At 42.6% G+C, this 17,969-nt stretch carries 13 protein-coding genes and 1 pseudogene; 4 read left to right on the top strand and 10 right to left on the bottom strand.

What is annotated here, in order from left to right:
- Nucleotides 1-380: 380 nt before the first annotated feature.
- Nucleotides 381-1,844, top strand: coding sequence for an oxygen-independent coproporphyrinogen III oxidase (gene hemN, locus H4W00_RS02605; RefSeq protein WP_442793098.1), 1,464 nt, complete (start codon nucleotides 381-383; stop codon nucleotides 1,842-1,844).
- A gap of 156 nt (nucleotides 1,845-2,000) precedes the next feature.
- Here hemN and H4W00_RS02600 read toward each other — a convergent pair whose 3' ends face one another.
- The 3 genes and pseudogenes from H4W00_RS02600 to H4W00_RS02590 form a co-directional block, all read right to left on the bottom strand.
- Entirely contained in the window at nucleotides 2,001-2,861 is an 861-nt protein-coding gene (locus tag H4W00_RS02600) for an SPFH domain-containing protein (RefSeq protein ID WP_209958846.1), read from the bottom strand.
- A gap of 313 nt (nucleotides 2,862-3,174) precedes the next feature.
- Nucleotides 3,175-3,630, bottom strand: a pseudogene (locus H4W00_RS02595) (NfeD family protein); the annotation flags it as partial.
- Nucleotides 3,631-3,885: 255 nt separating this feature from the next.
- The gene (locus H4W00_RS02590) at nucleotides 3,886-4,419 is read right to left on the bottom strand and encodes a porin family protein (RefSeq protein WP_209956107.1); all 534 of its coding nucleotides are present in this window, start codon (nucleotides 4,417-4,419) and stop codon (nucleotides 3,886-3,888) included.
- A 302-nt stretch (nucleotides 4,420-4,721) separates the two neighbouring features.
- Here H4W00_RS02590 and H4W00_RS02585 point away from each other — a divergent pair, with 302 nt between their 5' ends.
- Both H4W00_RS02585 and H4W00_RS02580 read left to right on the top strand, forming a co-directional pair.
- A complete protein-coding gene (locus H4W00_RS02585; protein ID WP_209958845.1) occupies nucleotides 4,722-5,981 on the top strand; it encodes an 8-amino-7-oxononanoate synthase in 1,260 nt (419 codons plus the stop codon).
- A 160-nt stretch (nucleotides 5,982-6,141) separates the two neighbouring features.
- The gene (locus H4W00_RS02580) at nucleotides 6,142-7,017 is read left to right on the top strand and encodes a methyltransferase domain-containing protein (RefSeq protein ID WP_209956106.1); all 876 of its coding nucleotides are present in this window, start codon (nucleotides 6,142-6,144) and stop codon (nucleotides 7,015-7,017) included.
- A gap of 233 nt (nucleotides 7,018-7,250) precedes the next feature.
- On the opposite strand, the gene dnaK is transcribed toward H4W00_RS02580, so the two are convergent.
- Nucleotides 7,251-9,200, bottom strand: coding sequence for a molecular chaperone DnaK (dnaK, locus tag H4W00_RS02575; protein WP_209956105.1), 1,950 nt, complete (start codon nucleotides 9,198-9,200; stop codon nucleotides 7,251-7,253).
- A 288-nt stretch (nucleotides 9,201-9,488) separates the two neighbouring features.
- Nucleotides 9,489-10,094, bottom strand: coding sequence for a nucleotide exchange factor GrpE (grpE, locus tag H4W00_RS02570; protein WP_209956104.1), 606 nt, complete (start codon nucleotides 10,092-10,094; stop codon nucleotides 9,489-9,491).
- A 309-nt stretch (nucleotides 10,095-10,403) separates the two neighbouring features.
- Between grpE and H4W00_RS02565 the strand changes: the two genes are divergently transcribed.
- Nucleotides 10,404-11,681 carry an alpha/beta hydrolase gene (locus H4W00_RS02565; protein ID WP_209956103.1) on the top strand — a complete coding sequence of 426 codons (1,278 nt, stop codon included), beginning with the start codon at nucleotides 10,404-10,406 and terminating at the stop codon, nucleotides 11,679-11,681.
- On the opposite strand, the gene H4W00_RS02560 is transcribed toward H4W00_RS02565, so the two are convergent.
- The 5 genes from H4W00_RS02560 to dprA all read right to left on the bottom strand — a co-directional run bounded on the left by H4W00_RS02560 (nucleotide 11,648) and on the right by dprA (nucleotide 17,929).
- Nucleotides 11,648-12,793 (bottom strand): metallophosphoesterase, encoded by a 1,146-nt coding sequence (locus H4W00_RS02560; RefSeq protein WP_209956102.1) that lies wholly within the window; start codon nucleotides 12,791-12,793, stop codon nucleotides 11,648-11,650. The genes H4W00_RS02565 and H4W00_RS02560 overlap by 34 nt on opposite strands.
- Nucleotides 12,794-12,995: 202 nt before the next feature.
- Nucleotides 12,996-14,090 (bottom strand): metallophosphoesterase, encoded by a 1,095-nt coding sequence (locus tag H4W00_RS02555; protein ID WP_209956101.1) that lies wholly within the window; start codon nucleotides 14,088-14,090, stop codon nucleotides 12,996-12,998.
- Between the two features lie 240 nt (nucleotides 14,091-14,330).
- Entirely contained in the window at nucleotides 14,331-15,308 is a 978-nt protein-coding gene (locus H4W00_RS02550) for an epimerase (RefSeq protein WP_209956100.1), read from the bottom strand.
- A 478-nt stretch (nucleotides 15,309-15,786) separates the two neighbouring features.
- Nucleotides 15,787-16,506: an L-threonylcarbamoyladenylate synthase gene (locus H4W00_RS02545; RefSeq protein ID WP_209956099.1), complete on the bottom strand. Its 720-nt coding sequence runs from the start codon at nucleotides 16,504-16,506 to the stop codon at nucleotides 15,787-15,789.
- A 136-nt stretch (nucleotides 16,507-16,642) separates the two neighbouring features.
- Nucleotides 16,643-17,929, bottom strand: coding sequence for a DNA-processing protein DprA (dprA, locus tag H4W00_RS02540; RefSeq protein WP_209956098.1), 1,287 nt, complete (start codon nucleotides 17,927-17,929; stop codon nucleotides 16,643-16,645).
- Nucleotides 17,930-17,969 lie beyond the last annotated feature (40 nt).

Below are 17,969 nucleotides of genomic sequence, written 5' to 3'. Positions count from 1 at the left end.
TGTCTTACTATTGGCGAGTCTATTAAACAGAAAAACGAACGACATCACATGTAAAAAACCCTCCTAAAGCCCTACTAATAAAAAGGATTTGTTATAATAATCATTATTTATTTAACCATCACTATCACAATAAAAGTTATAGTAAATGCATGGCTTTAATTTACTTAGCTATCGCTAATAAAATCTATCATTAGTACCGTTTAGCCAGACTACGAACAATTTTTGAATAATGATGCACTAACAACATGAAAAACAGTAATAAATAGGATCAAAACGAGGAAAGTCGCATGTCAGAAGACTCAGAGTATCAAAACACCCAGCAGCCACCTAGCAATGCAAACACGCAGCCTCACGAGCAGGCCACTACTGTGCGCCCCGTTGTGCAGCAGACTAGCCCTTATGCCAGCCTTCGCGGTGCTCAGGCTAGCAAACAACTGCCAACGTTCGATGAAGTAATTATTAATAAATACAATCGTTCAGGGCCACGCTATACCTCCTACCCGACTGCTTTAGAGCTCTCGCCAATAGCAGACGGACTAGAAGCAAAAATTCTACAAAACCACGAGACTCATACACCGTTGTCTCTATATTTTCATATTCCATTTTGCCGTCATCTTTGCTATTACTGTGCCTGTAATAAAATTATCACCAAAAAAAATAGTGACTCAGGGGACTACCTGCAGTATCTTATCGCTGAAATTAAGCACAAGCGTAGCTTATTGCCCACATTAAAGAACAATGAAAAACCGCTGGTTAAGCAGCTACATTTAGGTGGCGGTACACCGACATTTTTGCGTGATGAAGAGTTGGTACAGCTTTGGCAATTCTTACAAACTCAATTTGAATTTTTGCCAGAAGATGAAGGTGATTACTCTATTGAGATTGACCCGCGCGAGCTTGGTGACTCAACCTTACAAACTCTACGTGACTTAGGCTTTAATCGGATTAGCTTAGGTGTGCAGGATTTAGAAGAAGCGGTACAAGTCGCCGTGAATCGGGTACATTCAGCAGAAATGATTGCCACTATTTTAAATGAAGCCCGCGATTTAGGGTTTCATTCTATCAATATCGACTTGATTTATGGTTTGCCACATCAGACTCCGGCAACCTTGGATAAGACCGTACGACGTATTATTGAAATGTCACCAGATCGTTTATCAGTGTTTAACTACGCGCATTTGCCTGAGCGCTTTAAAGCTCAGCGTCAGATAAAAGATGCAGACCTACCGGACCCAGCAGCCAAGCTCAGTATGCTCGGTAATACCATCAACACCTTGACCGAATCTGGTTATCAATATATTGGTATTGATCACTTTGCTAAGCCTGATGATGAGCTGGCGGTAGCACAGCGTGAAGGTCATCTCCATCGTAATTTTCAGGGTTATACCATCATGGGCGACTGTGATTTATTAGGTTTTGGGGTGTCAGCAATCAGCCAAATCATTAATGCTAATAGCAGTTATATTCTACAGAACCCTACTGATTTACAGGTGTATCAAGATAATATTAACGCAGCGCACAACAATCCTACTATCATGCCGGCGGTCAAGGTTATCAAAACCTCGATCAAGGATCGCTTACGTGAGTATGTAATCATGAATTTATTGTGTCATGACTATATCGACTTTAAAGACGTCAATCAAAATTTTGGTATCGATGCTGTTACTTACTTTATTGATGAAATTCAACAGCTCGGTGAGATGCAAAAAGACAAGCTTATCGATATGGATATAGCGGGCATTCGGATTTTACCCAAGGGTCGTTTGCTAGCTCGTAATGTAGCCATGGTATTTGATGAATATATTGAGAAAAATCATAGCAACCGTTTTTCTAAAGTTATTTAACTTGATGCTATGAGTAATAGAAAAGTCATCGTCATTAAAAAGTAATATAAATACCAGTTTGTTGTTAACTTATAGACAAAAAAATAGTCAGCGCATGAGATGCTAACTGACTATTTTAGAGATTAACGAGCTAGGATGTAGTTAAATTAACATTTTCTATGCTTTTAACTTATCACCTACCATACCTTTAACCGTACTTAAGATATCAGCAGGGATGACCACCATTTTCGAGTTATCAGACTCAGCCAAATCTTTAATCGCTTTGATATATTGCTCACCAAGCAAGTAAATAATCGGCATATCTTCCTCTCCCACCGCACCAGTAATGAGTCGAATAGACTCTTCAGAACCTTTAGCGAGTACGACTTGAGCTTCAGCATCACGTCTTGATGCTTCTAAGCGACCATCAGCTTCTAAGATAGCAGCTTGCTTTTGACCATCGGCACGAGTAACCGTTGCACGGCGCTGACGTTCAGCGGCTGCTTGCTCTTCCATCGCCATTTGCATGGTCGGAGAAGGGTTAATGTCTTGAATTTCTACCGTTTTTAACGTAATACCCCAGTCAGAAATATCTTCCGAGATGGCGTGTTTTAGCTTGGCTTTAATTTCATCGCGGCTAGACAGGGCATTATCCAAATCCATCTCACCAATGATTGAACGCAAAGAGGTCTGCACTAGATTACGAATACCATATTCATAGTCTTCGATACCATAAACCGCTTTATCAGGGCGCACAATATTAATGTAAGCGACCGCATTAGCGATTATTACTACGTTATCACGAGTAATCACTTCCTGAGAAGGAATATCAAGTACGATATCTTTGGTAGTTACTTTATAGGCAACGTTATCAACGAAAGGAATGATCAAGTTTAAGCCTGGTTCAAGCGTTTCGTTGTACTTCCCTAATCGCTGCACGATCCATTTATAGCCTTGTGGGACAATACGTACCCCTTTAAAGACTGTCAAGGCAATTAGGGCTACTAGTATCAGTATAACGATATTAACGCTGTTCATGATACTTAGGATGCTGTTCATGATGTTCTCCTCAATCATTGCTGTCTATGTATGCTGCGGCAATGTTGTGTTTGTTGTATATCTATCATTCTGAAGTGCTGTAAGTCTTGGTTATGCTGAACGAGAGTATATTGGCTTAATTGTCGGTAAACTTTTTCTCAAGGCGAGCTCTATCAAGACCTCCTTTATTCAAACTCAGCTTATTGTGCTTAATTTCATGATGATCAATATCATTAATTTTAAGTTTATTAATAACTGGACCATTAGCAGTAACCGGCGCTGCAATCTGTTTAATAGGTGTCGTTCGTTGAGTCGGCGCAACGATAAGCTCATTACCGATAATATCCGTTACTACCACTCGGTCGCCTACTTCAACCTCTTCGTCATGCGTGCGGCAGAACCATTCATCCGCTCCTACAATCGGTACACTAAAACGCACCCGTCCGAGCTTATCTAAATGCGGTTTGACCACGATCATTCCGGTCTCACCGATAATGATACTGCCACCCAATCCTGCCTTGGTACGGTCCACTGATAATGGTTTGATATATTTGAACCAGGCAAACATAAATATGACGGATAAAACTAGCCAAATAAGTACTTGCCACAGTATAGGAATAGGCAATAGCCATGACAATGCTGCGACAATCACAGCAGCCACGCCAAACCAAAGGGTAGCAAAGGTCAGAATAAACATCTCAACAATTAATAATAAGAATCCTAGTATCAGCCAATGCCATGGCTCAATAATCCACATAGTATCAATCATTGTCGTCTCCTTTTTCTTCACAAACCCAAGCTTTAATGTAGCATAATTTCACAGCGAATATTGACTTTTAGGTCAATATTACTCGTGTATCGCCAGTTTAGTTTGACCTACTGCGTATTAAATAATTTTGTAAAGTGTTCATACTCAAAAATACACGCAAAAAAAAACGACCACCTAAAGTGATCGTTTTTTGGTTTCTAAAATCTTATTTATTAAATAATATGATTACCTTTAAGATAATCTATGCTAATAAACTTAGAATTTTAGATGTGCACCAACAGTCATAAGATCTGCGTCGCTGCCTAACATGTCATACTCAGCTTCGACACTAAAGTCAGGGTTTACTGCATAACCTAGACCAACACCACCAGCCAGACTGGTATCACTGTCTGAGAAGTTTAGTACTCCAACTCCAGAACCTTCTACCTCAGTCTTAGCAACACCTAGTTTACCTTTAGCATATAGCCCAGTATTTGGGAATGCGTAACGATAAGTACCGTATAAGCCATAAGTCTTGGCGTCAACTTCACCGTTTATTCCATAATCAGCGTCGTTTGAACCTAGATATTCAGCTTCAACACCGAAATTAGGGTCAAAATTATAACCACCATACACACCGTAAGCTGTTGGATCATCGGTACCAGAACGGTCTAAGTCAAACTGACCTACTTTTACACCGACGTACGGTTGACCCGTATAGCCATTACCATAAGAGACGGCCGCTTGTGCGCTAACACTCAATAAAGAACCAGCTGCTAGGGCGAGTAAAGTTTTTTGTAGAGTTTTCATCGTCATCTCCTTAAAATCAATTTTGACAAACAAGTTATTTATTTATACAGGCTGTTATAGCCATATCGCCTTGTTTGCTAACGATGTATACATAGTAACAAAGTATTTCTTATACTCTGTCAGTGTTTGATGGTATGACAGTTAATTTTTGCAAGTGTTTGTCAGCACTCAAGTTACAAAGGCCTAGATATGAAATCTTTTGTTACAACCGCTAGATTTATGTAATAAATCTCTGTCTATTCAACGATATTTTAATAGTCATAATGTGTGAAAATAGAGAAAATATCGAAGGGCAACAAAAAATGGCCAATCCAATCACGACTCGTTTACAAGAAGCGCTTGATTCTCTCAAGGTCTCTCAGCAATACCGCCAATTACCTAATCTTGAGCATCAAGGCCCCTATATTATTGATAAGGGCAAGAAGCTGCTTAATGTTGCCAGTAATGATTATCTAGGCTTAGGTGGCGATAGTGAGTTGCAGGTAGAATTTCTGACACAGATACAACAGCCATCACTGCGACCAATGCCTAAAATGAGTGCCACTTCTTCGCGGCTACTGACGGGTAACGATGAGCAATTACAAGCACTTGAAGCTGAGTTACAGCAGTGGTATCAGGCAGCAGCAGACCCGTTACAGGATAAGTCTCTTTCAAAAACCCCTTCAAAATCTGCTCTGGTAATCAACAGTGGCTATCATGCCAATATTGGTATCCTGCCAGCACTGACCGCTTTGCCCGTCAAAACGCTCATCTTAGCTGACAAATTGGTACATGCCAGTATCATCGATGGAATACGCCTCAGCCAAAGCAAGTTGTGTGCCTATCGGCGTTATCGACATAATGATTATCAACAGTTAGCACTTATGATTGAACGAGCTGACGCTACCGTTGAACGGATCATTATCGTAACAGAAAGCATCTTTAGTATGGATGGCGACCGCGCCGACTTACACAAATTAATACAATTAAAAGCTGTAGATAGCCGCATTGAACTGTATGTAGATGAGGCACATGCCACTGGAGTCCTAGGCAATCAAGGCTTAGGGTTGGCAGAAGAAACGCAGACCCTAATAGATATCGATTATTTAGTGGGTACTTTTGGTAAAGCTTTTACCTCAGTGGGGGCTTATATTCTTTGTGATGACGTGGTTAGACAATGGCTGATTAACCATATGCGTCCGCTTATATTTAGTACCGCGCTACCACCCATCAACCATGCTTGGACGCGCTTTATTTTGGCAAAAATGCCGCAGTTAAATAATCAGCGCCAGCACTTGGCAAGGTTATCATTACAGCTCAGTCAGCATGTCAGACAAGCGGTCAATCAGCAACACGACGACGCCTCATTCATTCCACAAATGAGTTATGACTCACCTATCGTGCCCTATATATTAGGGGATAACGCCAGCACTATAGCCAAGGCTCAACAGCTACAAGATGCTGGGTTTTATGCCTTGCCCATTAGACCGCCTACTGTTCCTGCAAATACTGCGCGCATCCGATTGGTGATGAACGCGGCGCTGACTGACGAGGACTGCCAGCGGCTGATAAAGCATTTATAATTAGCTATTCTGTGATTAGGTATTCTACGATTGGGTGTTCTACGATTGGGTATTCTACGATTGGGTGTTCTACAATTGAAAGCCTCAGTGTTTAAACGCCTTAGCATTTACATGACTTATGTTATTGACCCAACAAATTTATTTGGATAAAACACACTCTATGTCATATAAAAGCGCACAGTGCGGTCTTAGTGTCAGAAAGCAAACTATCGCTCATCATTTTGCTCGTGCTAACGATTATGAGCGGCATGCCGATGTTCAGCAGAAGGTTTGTCAGCTTTTATTAGCCAATATTGCCCACCATAATCAAGAAAGCGTGCTAGAGATTGGCGCAGGTACAGGACAGATGACCCGCCTACTAGCGGCCCACCTAAAGAGCACGCAATGGACCATTAACGAGCTATCTGCTCAGCAAACAGCGACCCTACAGTTACTATTACCAACAGCCAAGATAGCGATTGGCGATGCTGAAACTATGAATTTAGGTGGTACGTTGAATGATATGCACAGCTTAATTATTAGTGCTAATGCCGTGCAGTGGTTCGATGACCCTTTGAGGGTTATACAGCAATCATTTAGTCGCCTACAGTCTGGTGGACAGTTGCTATTTAATACGTTTACCCCGAATAACTTTTTGCAAATAAAAGCGCTAACAGGTCAGGGATTAACATATCCCTCTAACGAGGCATGGCAACTGGCATTGGACAACGCTGGTTTTGAAAATAGCCAATTATCCATCCAACGCTTTGATTTACAATTTTCCCGCCCTTACGATGTGCTTAAACACATGAAGCTCACCGGCGTTTCGACCAATCGAACTCAAGTACAGACACTGACACCAATGCAAGTTCATTCACCAAGCAGTATTTCAGCAAACAATACCTCAGAAAATACCAAGCCGTTCAGATGGACAAGGGCACGACTACAACAGTTTGAAGTGGACTATTGGCAGCAGTTTTCGGGACAAGATGAGAGTGGTCAGCCTTGCGTCAATTTGACCTATGAAGTGCTAATAATTAATGCGATTAAGGCATAGCTGCCCCACTTTAAGAAAGAGTCAGTATGGCTGGGAGAAATTTTTGCAGGCTCGAAAAATGACGCGGTCACACAGCAAACGAGAAAAATGTCACCTGCCATACGTAACCATATAACTTACCATTTCACTTTTTAAAACAGCCATAAAAAAACGCACCTCGAGAAGTGCGTTTTTTTATTCTTAATGTATAACTGTTAAATACTGACTTTTAGAAAACAAGCTTTTTTAAAAGACTACTTCTTCTTCTCTTCTTCGTCCACTTCAGTGAACTCAGCATCAACCACGTCATCATCAGCTTGATTGTCATCAGCTGTTGCATCTGCGCCGTCTTGGAACTGGCTTGGATCCATACCTTCAGCACCCGCGCTGGCATCACCATAAATCTTTTGGCTGACCGGCAAGAAGGCATTGTCCAATGCTTCGAGCTTGGCTTTGATATCATCATGATCGTCTTCTTTGGCAGCCATTTCAAGCTCAGAGATAGCCGTCTCTACTGCTGATTTCTCGTCTTCAGATACTTTGTCTTCCGCATCTTTTAACGCTTTTTGTATCGCATGGATACGACCATCCGCTTCGTTACGAACTTGAGCTAGGTTGGCGAATTTTTCATCTTCAGCCGCATTAGCTTCAGCGTCTTGTACCATTTGTTCGACTTCTTCGTCCGACAAGCCAGAATCCGCTTTAATCTGGATGCTTTGTGCTTTACCAGTACCTTTATCGGTCGCTGAAATATTCATGATGCCATCAGCGTTGATATCAAAAGTCACTTCGATTTGTGGCAGGCCACGTGGTGCTGGTGGAATATCAGTCAAGTCAAAACGGCCAAGCTGTTTATTCTGCTGAGCAATCTTGCGCTCACCTTGGAACACCTGAATAGTCACCGCTGGCTGGTTGTCTTCAGCCGTTGAGAATACCTGTGATTTCTTAGTCGGAATCATGGTGTTCTTCTCAATGATTGGCGTTAGCACCCCACCCATGGTTTCGATACCAAGGGTCAATGGCGTCACATCAAGCAATAGAACATCCGTTTTTTCACCAGACAATACCGCACCTTGAATCGCGGCACCAGCAGCGACTGCTTCGTCAGGGTTCACGTCTTTGCGTGGCTCTTGACCGAAGAATTCTTGTACTTTTTGCTGTACTAGTGGCATACGAGTCTGGCCACCCACTAAAATAACATCATCAATTTCACTGGTTTTTAGCCCAGCGTCATCAATAGCAATCTTACAAGGGCCCATGGTACGCTCAACCAATGCTTCGGTTAGGCTCTCTAATTTTGAACGGCTGATTGTTACTACTAAATGCTTAGGACCATTGCTGTCAGCGGTAATATATGGCAGGTTAACTTCAGTGCTTTGGGCACTTGATAACTCAATTTTCGCTTTTTCTGCGGCTTCTTTGAGACGCTGCATCGCTAACGAGTCACCTTTTAGGTTCACGTCTTGATCTTTTTTGAATTCGCTTACTAAATAATCAATCAATGCTGAATCAAAGTCTTCGCCGCCAAGGAAGGTATCACCGTTAGTTGCCAGTACTTCAAACTGCTGCTCGCCATCAACGTCAGCGATTTCGATGATTGATACGTCAAAAGTACCACCACCTAAGTCATAGACAGCGATAGTGCGATCGCCTTCTTTTTTGTCCATGCCGTAAGCAAGAGCGGCGGCAGTTGGTTCGTTGATAATACGTTTTACATCAAGACCGGCAATTTTACCCGCATCTTTAGTCGCTTGACGCTGTGAGTCATTAAAGTAAGCAGGAACGGTAACGACGGCTTCGGTAACGGCTTCGCCCAGATAGTCTTCAGCGGTCTTTTTCATTTTTTTCAAGATTTCAGCAGACACCTGTGGTGGCGCTAATTTTTTATCATTAATCTCGACCCAAGCATCACCATTGTCAGCTTTGACAATTTTATAAGGAACCATGCCGATATCTTTTTGCACGACTTTGTCATCAAAACGACGACCAATCAGACGCTTAATCGCAAATAAGGTTTTGTTCGGGTTGGTTACTGCTTGGCGCTTGGCTGACTGACCGACCAAGATCTCATCGTCTTTATAAGCGACAATTGAGGGGGTAGTACGTGTGCCTTCAGCATTTTCAATGATTTTGACTTTATCGCCTTCCATCACTGCCACACATGAGTTAGTTGTACCTAAATCAATACCTATTACTTTACCCATAATTAATTACTCCAATTTGTTTTGATGGTTCAATGTTTATATGTATTGCCAGCCGTACTAAGGTATCTACGCCCCTTTAACTAAGCTTATTACCTATGCTTGTTAGAGCGTACTGCCTGCACTTGGCTTGGCATATCAGACCGTAACGGGTCACTTGCTGCTTTATATCGGTTTGCACGGTCGTTTTTTCAAGTCAATGACCCTACAAATATTTTCTTTTATGTGAAGTTTTGTCAATACCCTTACTTTTAATAGGGTTTGTTAGTTTTGTTGCTCTGAATGTGACGCTTATTGACCGACACGTACCATAGCCGGACGTAGTAGGCGGCCATTTAAGCTGTAGCCTTTTTGCAAAACCGTACCGACGGTGTCGGCTTCAGCGTCTGGATCAATACCCACCGCTTCATGAAAATCAGCGTTGAACTTCTCGCCTTGTGGATCAACCACATCAACGCCATTTTTATTGAGTACACTGAGCAGTGCTTTGTGAGTGAGTGTCACCCCTTCGGCGACGGGATCATTAGCATCCGCATTCTCAACCGCACGCTCTAGGTTATCGACTACTTCTAACAGCTCTCTGGCAAACTTCTGTAACGCGAATTTTTTACTTTTATCCGCTTCTTGTTCCATACGTTTTTGCGCATTATAAGCTTCGGCATTGGCACGCGCCGTGCCTTCTTTAGCTTGCTTCACTTCGCCTTCTAGCTCAGCGATACGAGCTGCAAAAGCCTGAAGATCAATGTCATTGTCGATAGTCACGCTCTCAGCTGAGTTGTTTTCAGGGTCAAACTCTTCTAAAGTTTCTGCTAACACACTTTCTTCGCGATCAATGTTACTTTGTACCGTTTTTGGCTCTTGGGTGTCAAATTCTTGGTTTGGGGCTTGCTCGCTCATGATAACTCCTTATGTTTTATGATGATTATTATACTTACGTCTTCTAAAGAGGACTCAATAGCTGCTTGATAAAGGTGATGAGGATGAATTTCAAGCCTAAGGGTGATGAATTTTTTACTTTAGCTGAAATAGTTATTCTATTTAAAATATAAATAGCAACTGACGCAATTAACAACTAAGTAAGCACTCCCCTAGCATCGACAATAATACAATCAGTTCACAATAAAAAAGAGTCGTTTATGGCAACGTGCTACTGGTATCATCAAATAGTACTAAAACTGATTAAATATTGATTAAACAAGGAACGTTATGCCTATTCTACCGATATCATCACTCAATACCTTAGTGACAAAAACAGTTGAGACTGCCAAAACTAAGATACCTGCACGTACCTATCAACAGCATGCCATGCACTATATATTGAAAGGATTGGGTAAGCTACCGACACCCGCGCTTGAACGTCTTAACTACCATCTAAAAGCATCAGCTGCTGAGCAATATCCTCATGCTGATGCCCATTTGCGCCTGATACTGGCTATTAGCAACAAGCTCAAGCGGCCATTAACGCTCGACAACTTGTCTAAGTTAAGAAGGAAATTTGGTGCTGACGCAGTCTCATTGCAAGCGCCTAACGTCTGGCAGCAAAAAAGTAATGGTAAAAATATTAGTAGTGTGAGCTGGCAAGACGAAACTATTGCTGATGCCGATGGCGGTGATATGACTGTTCGCTGTTATCAAGCTGGATCTGACACTATCCAAAAGCATAAACAGAACCTTGATGAAGTCGTTATGCTGTTTTTTCATGGTGGTGGATTTTGTATCGGAGATCTTGATACCCATCATGAGTTTTGCCATACCGTCTGTACCCAAACCGGCTGGGCGGTAGTCAGTGTTGATTATCGATTAGCACCTGAACACACCGCCCCAACAGCCCTCAAAGACTGTATCGCAGCTTATGCATGGCTCACTGAGCACTGCCAAACGCTTGGTGCGTCACCATCGCGTATTGTGTTATCAGGTGATAGCGCAGGTGGTTGCTTGGCCGCATTAGTCGCACAGCAAGTCATCAAGCCTATTGATGCCCTGTGGCAAAATATTGATGAAGATCAGACGGTCGATGAGGCTTTTAGAGCCTTGGTTCAGAATTTACCAACACCACTAGCACAGCTGCCACTCTATCCTGTTACTGACTATGACGCCGAATATTCAAGCTGGGCGCTTTACGGCCAAGGATTGCTACTCGATCACGAAGATGCTGAAGTATTTAATACCGCTTACATTAAGCACAGTAACTTACCCCAATCGCATCCTCTGGTGTCAGTGATTCATGGTGGCCACACACAAATGTGTCCAAGCTATATCGTTGCGGCTGAACTGGATATCTTGCGAGATGAAGCATTGGTTTATGCCCAGCAGCTACAAGATAAGGGCATTAACGTGCAAACTCATACTGTGCTTGGCGCGCCGCATGGCTTTATTCATTTAATGAGCGTTCATCAAGGTATCGGGTGCGAGACTGATTATATTATTGATGAGTTTGCTAACTTTGTGCATCAGCTTTGTACGGCAACCGACGGCGCGGTCTGAACAGTTAATAACCAAATCTCAGATCTTGATCCTAGGCGAAACGGTATGCCCCAAAAGCCGTAACCAGATGACACCACAAAGTGTCCTTGACCAATGGCTTCGTAGCCATAGCCCAAACGATTGATAGCTTTGACAATAAAGTTAGCAGGGAATACTTGCCCGTTATGAGTATGTCCTGAGACCTGTAAATCAATCGGTAGTTTACTATGCTCAGTAATATCGCTAGGTCTATGGTCTAACATTATTACTGGCTCAGTGATATTAACCTGTGCTAATAGCTCAGTGGTCGCCACCCGCTGGTGTTTGTGGTTGTCAAAGCGACCCACTAACCAAATCGCTTGGCCTTGATGCTCTATTCGCAGCACGTCATCATTTAATAACTGCACACCCGCGTCGCGTAGGGTGCTGCTAATGCTTTGTTCATGACCATATAAGTCGTGATTGCCTAGCGTGGCATAAATACCATATGGCAGACCAGCACCCAAATTGACTAAATTTTCCATCATATTATAAGCCATGAACGCCTGGGTATTGTCATCCATAATATCACCTGGCATCAAGAGCATATCAGCCTGATGACGGGTAACAAGATGCCGCAATCTATCAATAGCACCACTACCGAATAGGCGCCCTAGATGTAAGTCGCTTGCCACGGCGATACGTAGTTGCCCTTGCATGAGTTTATTGATATTGATAGTTCGATGGCGCACTACTGGGACATAAGCGCTATATAAGGCGTAAACGAACAGACCCACAAATACTATTAAAGCCAATACTCGTAGTCCAAAAGCAAGGGTCTCAGAGTAGTTAGGAATATCACTCAGAAACATTATCAATAAATAGCTGCCATACAACAACCAGGTTGCTAGAGCAGCGAGCATCATAAAGTGCAATACTAGCAGCCAGCCACTTACCCAACGATAGCTATTAGCAAGTAGCTTACTGACGCTCAGTAGCAATAAGCCATTGGTGATGACAAATACTGTAATCCATACTATGGTTTGCAGTGTTGATGACATCCAAGGCTGCAGCCACCATTGTAAGCTTAGCGCCGCACCCAGACTAAACAGCTGTAGTAAGACAATAATGACTGTGAAAAATACGTAGCGCATACTCTGTCCTATCTATAATTATTCCATATTTATTATGACAACCACTCTATAGTTAAAATACCTTAAAAACGCTATGGTACTGCTGGTATACGCTTTTTGCAGCCTCTGTCTGCGTAGGCACAGCAAGCAAGAAAAACTTATGCCAGCAGTAGGTTATGTATCGATATTACTTTTCATTGACTATATATTCATTATCATAACGTTAACTTTTTAAAGGGGGCGATATAGTTGACTGTAACGTAATTAGCCAAATTTCAGCGCGAGTACCCAGTCTAAAGGGTACAGCACCAAACCCATAACCTGAGGTTACTAAAAATTGCGTATCATCAATCGACTTGGCACCATAAACTAATGGCGTAAACATCTGAATCAGTTCCGTTAACGGAAACATTTGTCCACCATGAGTATGCCCCGACAGATGCAAGTCTATTGGTAAGGCACTTATCTCATTGATCGACCAAAGGGCATGTTCCAAAAATATCACCGGCTTATCGGTATCAATCGGTGTTAGCAGATCTGCCGCTAGTTTGCGGGGCTTGGGATCGGTAGCATCGGAACGGCCAACCAACCATACGGCATCATCTAAATACACACTCTTATTATCAATCACCTTGATTCCAGCGCGCGTAATCGCTGTAGCAATTGCGACTTGATTACCTGAATAATCATGATTGCCCAATACCGCATAGACCCCCAGTGGCGCCTGTAGCTTTGATAAGTACGCGTGCATATTAGTCTTATCATAAGCAGCAGTACTGTCATTCATAATATCGCCTGCCAGCACCACCACATCAGGATTTTGTGCATCGATGAGACTAACCAGCTGGTCCAACTGTCGATTGCCAAACCACCTACCCAAATGTGTATCAGAGACTAACGCCATAGTCATGGGTTTATCTAAAGGCTTATCCGTAGTCACAGTTAGACGATGAACCACTGGAGAGTACGCATTAAATACCGCTAAACCAACGATACCCATATAACTCAGGGCGGCAATAGCGCGTATAAGCTTGGGGCGAGAGGGTCGTTTGATAATCTGACTATAGAATAGGGCGACAGCAGCGGTTATCAAGGCGGCATACACCATAAAACCTTGCAATATACTGACCACTAAATAGACGTAGAAGCGCTCACGCCAAAACTCACTCAGTCCATAAATGAGAGCGAGGTTATTGACGATAAAAATGCTCAAGACGATAATAATTTTACTGACGGGACGTTTTGGTTGGATCAACCACCATAGAATAACGCTGGTTGTTACAGCCAGTAACTGGGTCAAGACAATAAAGAGCCACATAATAAATTCTGATTATATAAAGATAGCCTTATCTTATGATAGGTTGCCTCAAACCTCTACTACTCTGATGTTTCTGTTTAAAAATTCAGCATTTTTGCACTAAAATTATAGTCATCAACTGCTCGCATTACTGGTGCTCTTGGGGTTGCGCTTAGATGTTATTAGGCTGTTTATTTCATCAGTATTAAAGGAAGAAAACCCGCAATGTTTCACATGAAACATTGCTCATTTTAATTCCTACTATTCCTGTTGTTCTAATGCTTGTTTGAGCGTCGGTTGCTTAAATTCATAACCAGCATTATCCAGTGCTTGTGGCAATACCTTCTGTCCATCAATCAGTAAGGTCGACATCTCACCAAACATAAGCTTTAGCAAAGGACTTGGTAAGGTAAAGAAGGTGGGGCGATGCAACCACGCGCCAACGTCTTTGGTGAAGGTATGATTGGTCACTGGATTGGGCGCCGTCAAGTTATATACCACTGCTGACGTAGAATTTTCTGAGCTTATAGTATTCTCAGCAGTGGTTATGCTATCGCTCTGCTGAGTGTCAGTTTTTTCTGTCAGATGTTGTTCAATAATAAAAATGGTCGCCCCTACCCAATCGTCACGGCTAACCCAGCTCATGATTTGCTTACCATCACTCAATTGTCCACCAAGTCCTAGCTTAAATGGCAATAGCAGCTTACCAAGCATACCGCCTTTAGGGTGAATAACCACACCCGTTCGTACGATAGCGACTGGTACGCCGTACTCAGTTGCTGTTAGGGCCAATTGCTCCCATTCATCACATAAGCGATGCGAAAAGTCGGTCTCAGAGGCACTGCTCTCAGTTAGTGGCTTGTCACCTTGCGTACCATACCAGCCAATCGCTGAACCACTAACCAATAATTTAGGCTTGAGGCTGGTACGCGCTATAAATGCTATTAACGACTCGGTAGGCTTGATACGACTGGCGAGCAGTTGCTCTTTGCGGCTATCACTCCAACGTGAGTCAGCAATACCAGCACCAGCGAGATTTAAGATGACATCAAAGCTTTTGTCCGTCTGCGCCAGCTCATCATAAGTCATCATATTAATCATACTGGGGTGTGCCTGACTGCTATCACGTGTTAACCAGGTGATGCCTAAATCTCTGTCAGTATCATTATGACGTTTCATGAGCTCATCACTAAACGCGCTGCCTAAAAACCCTGATCCACCACTGATTAAAATATTCATATTCGCTTCCTTATGGTTATTTATAGACATCCAAACTAATATAGCCCTTAATAAATATCGTGGCCTTTTTTAGATGGGTTGTCAAAACTGGTTTTACATGCTTTTGGTAAGGTAAGCAGACCCTTTAACTAGGCACGAGCCGCATACGACCACATTCTGGGTCAATCTAAGCTATAGTCAATGAAAAGTAATATCGATACATAACATACTGCTGGCATAAGTTTTTCTTGCTTGCTGTGCCTACGCAGACAGAGGCTACAAAAAGCTTATACCAGTAGTACCGTCGCGTTTTTAAGGTATTTTAACTATAACTGAATGATTGGCTTTCACTATTATTCTATTGCTATTAAAAACTAAATCATAAAGTATCAAGGAAAACTTGAAATATAAAATCACTATCATAGGTTTTACTATAATTTAACTCATTTAACTTAATAGTCACTGTCTTATCTATCCCAAGAAAACAGAGTAATTTGCCTTAACGAATAATCCGCCCAGTCAGTGCATCTCCGATTTGGCTAGGTAGCTGGTAGCCTAAGGTCTCCCCTTCTAAATAACCGACGTGAGTAGAAAAATCACTACTCATAAAATAAGCTTGGGCTTGGGCTAACGATAACGCTGGTGGCTGACTTGAAAGATTACAGCTGGTCGAGACGATAAAACCGTAAGGATTGGCTGCTGAAACTACTTGGGCACACAGCTGTTGAATCAAAGGGTGACTAATAACACGTACCGCCACGCTATTATGAGCCCCGCTAATCCAAGCTGGAATAGGTACCGCAAGTGCATTAAATAATGGTCGAGACGACGATTGAGATAATGATTGAGATAATGATTGAGGTAATGATTGAGATAATGACTGAGGCAAAGGTAATAACCAGGTATGCGCTTGCTGTGATACCGTATTAGGCGCGGTATCCCAGCTATCAAGAACGGTTTGACGCTGTTCAGTGCTTAAGGCCTCTAATAAAGGCGCGATACGGTCAACGCTATCAGTCACCACAATCATTCCTTTGTCTACTGGACGCTGCTTGATAGTGAGTAATTGCTGTACTGCCCGCTGATTAAAAGCGTCACAGCCAATACCCCAAACACTTTCGGTCGGATAAACGAGCAGCTGCCCTGCACTCAGCCATTGAGCGGCTTGGGTGGTAGATTTAGTCATTAACGGCGTGGAATAAGACTTGGATGATTTCATAATCTACGCTTGAAGCCTCAAAAAGTAGTCTTTAAAATTGTCCTCAAAAAAACTAAGGTCTGCACAATATTAAGAATGAATAATAACCATAAGCAATCAATACTAAGTAAGCAATTGTCGCTATTAAAACAAACAACTATACCCGTAAATAACGCCCACCTTGTTCACTGATAACCCCTAATAACTCAAGCTCCATCAGCTGCCCGATCAATTGTGGTGGTGATAATCCTGTGGACATCAATAAGGCATCTAGATCTTGTCCATGCCAGTCAAGTTGACTAAAAACAGCATCTAGATGCTTAGGTATAGTAACGTTAAGAGGCGATGTTTTTTGCCTAGCATTTGCAAGTTGCTCGGTATTGGCTAGGGCTAGCGAATAAACATTATCTTTAGATAGGTTGTTTTCAGAAGAGCTATGCGCATAGTTGCTAGGCTGACTGTGATTCGGTAAATTATGATTCGGTAAATTATGATTCGGTAGGCTGTGATTCGTTAGACTGTGATTCGGTAGTTGCGTACTGACGTCGTCCAGCACTTGATGAGGATGATATATCAACGTTGCGCCTTCACGGATCAGATGATGGCAGCCTTCAGCATTACTGTTATCGATATGACTTGGAACGGCAAAAACTTGTTTGCCCTGATCAGAGGTGAGCCGCGCAGTAATCAGCGAGCCACTTTTAATGGTGGCCTCAGTGACAATGGTTGCCAAACTGAGTCCAGCAACCAAGCGATTACGCCGTGGAAAAGTATGCTTATGTGGCTGGGTATGTGGCAATAACTCACTGACAAGACAGCCACCCTGATCGATAATTTGATCAAACAATTTATCATGATGATTGGGGTAACAAACATTGATACCAGTACCCATCACACCAATCGTGCGACCCTGGTAGTCAGAATCAGTTTGTGCCAAAGCGCCTAAATGCGCCCGCTTGTCCACGCCAATTGCCAAACCGCTAGTGATAACATACCCCGCTTGCGCCAGATATTGTGCTATATCAAAGGTAATCTTTTGCGCATGGTTACTGGGTTTTCGGCTACCAACGATAGCGATTTGCGCTTGATGGAGCAACGCGCTATTACCACGATAAAATAAAAGTGGCGGTGGATAGTATATTTGCAGCAACTGTGCCGGATAGTCAGGCTGATCAGCAAAAAGTAACTGATAATTCCCAGCCTTTAGCGCTTGCTCAATAACTTCAATACTGGCTATGGTCTGATCTTGCTGCTCGTGGCGCTTAATATGAGTATGATGGATACCCAGTTGCCGCCAGCCCTCAGTCTTAGTGGTCCATGCTTGCTGCGCGCTACCAAAGGTACTGATAAGCTTATGATAAGCGGATAACGACGCATTGACCTCATACCATAATGCCAATACGGCGCGCTGATTGTCGGAGAAGAGAGATGAAGTTACCGGCATAATTGTCTGCTCGTATTGGCTAGCTCGTATTGAATAATTC

This window comes from Psychrobacter sp. PL19 (assembly GCF_017875835.1).
Classification (GTDB): domain Bacteria; phylum Pseudomonadota; class Gammaproteobacteria; order Pseudomonadales; family Moraxellaceae; genus Psychrobacter.
Note: the sequence above shows the minus strand (reverse complement) of the source record. Positions and strands in the feature narration are given on the sequence as shown.

What these genes read in the sequence shown, in the direction of transcription:
- H4W00_RS02600 (WP_209958846.1), bottom strand. Translation starts at nt 2,861, where the DNA reads ATGAACAGCGTTAATATCGTTATACTGATACTAGTAGCCCTAATTGCC.
- H4W00_RS02590 (WP_209956107.1), bottom strand. Translation starts at nt 4,419, where the DNA reads ATGAAAACTCTACAAAAAACTTTACTCGCCCTAGCAGCTGGTTCTTTA.
- H4W00_RS02585 (WP_209958845.1), top strand. Translation starts at nt 4,722, where the DNA reads ATGGCCAATCCAATCACGACTCGTTTACAAGAAGCGCTTGATTCTCTC.
- H4W00_RS02580 (WP_209956106.1), top strand. Translation starts at nt 6,142, where the DNA reads ATGTCATATAAAAGCGCACAGTGCGGTCTTAGTGTCAGAAAGCAAACT.
- dnaK (WP_209956105.1), bottom strand. Translation starts at nt 9,200, where the DNA reads ATGGGTAAAGTAATAGGTATTGATTTAGGTACAACTAACTCATGTGTG.
- grpE (WP_209956104.1), bottom strand. Translation starts at nt 10,094, where the DNA reads ATGAGCGAGCAAGCCCCAAACCAAGAATTTGACACCCAAGAGCCAAAA.
- H4W00_RS02565 (WP_209956103.1), top strand. Translation starts at nt 10,404, where the DNA reads ATGCCTATTCTACCGATATCATCACTCAATACCTTAGTGACAAAAACA.
- H4W00_RS02560 (WP_209956102.1), bottom strand. Translation starts at nt 12,793, where the DNA reads ATGCGCTACGTATTTTTCACAGTCATTATTGTCTTACTACAGCTGTTT.
- H4W00_RS02555 (WP_209956101.1), bottom strand. Translation starts at nt 14,090, where the DNA reads ATGTGGCTCTTTATTGTCTTGACCCAGTTACTGGCTGTAACAACCAGC.
- H4W00_RS02550 (WP_209956100.1), bottom strand. Translation starts at nt 15,308, where the DNA reads ATGAATATTTTAATCAGTGGTGGATCAGGGTTTTTAGGCAGCGCGTTT.
- H4W00_RS02545 (WP_209956099.1), bottom strand. Translation starts at nt 16,506, where the DNA reads ATGAAATCATCCAAGTCTTATTCCACGCCGTTAATGACTAAATCTACC.
- dprA (WP_209956098.1), bottom strand. Translation starts at nt 17,929, where the DNA reads ATGCCGGTAACTTCATCTCTCTTCTCCGACAATCAGCGCGCCGTATTG.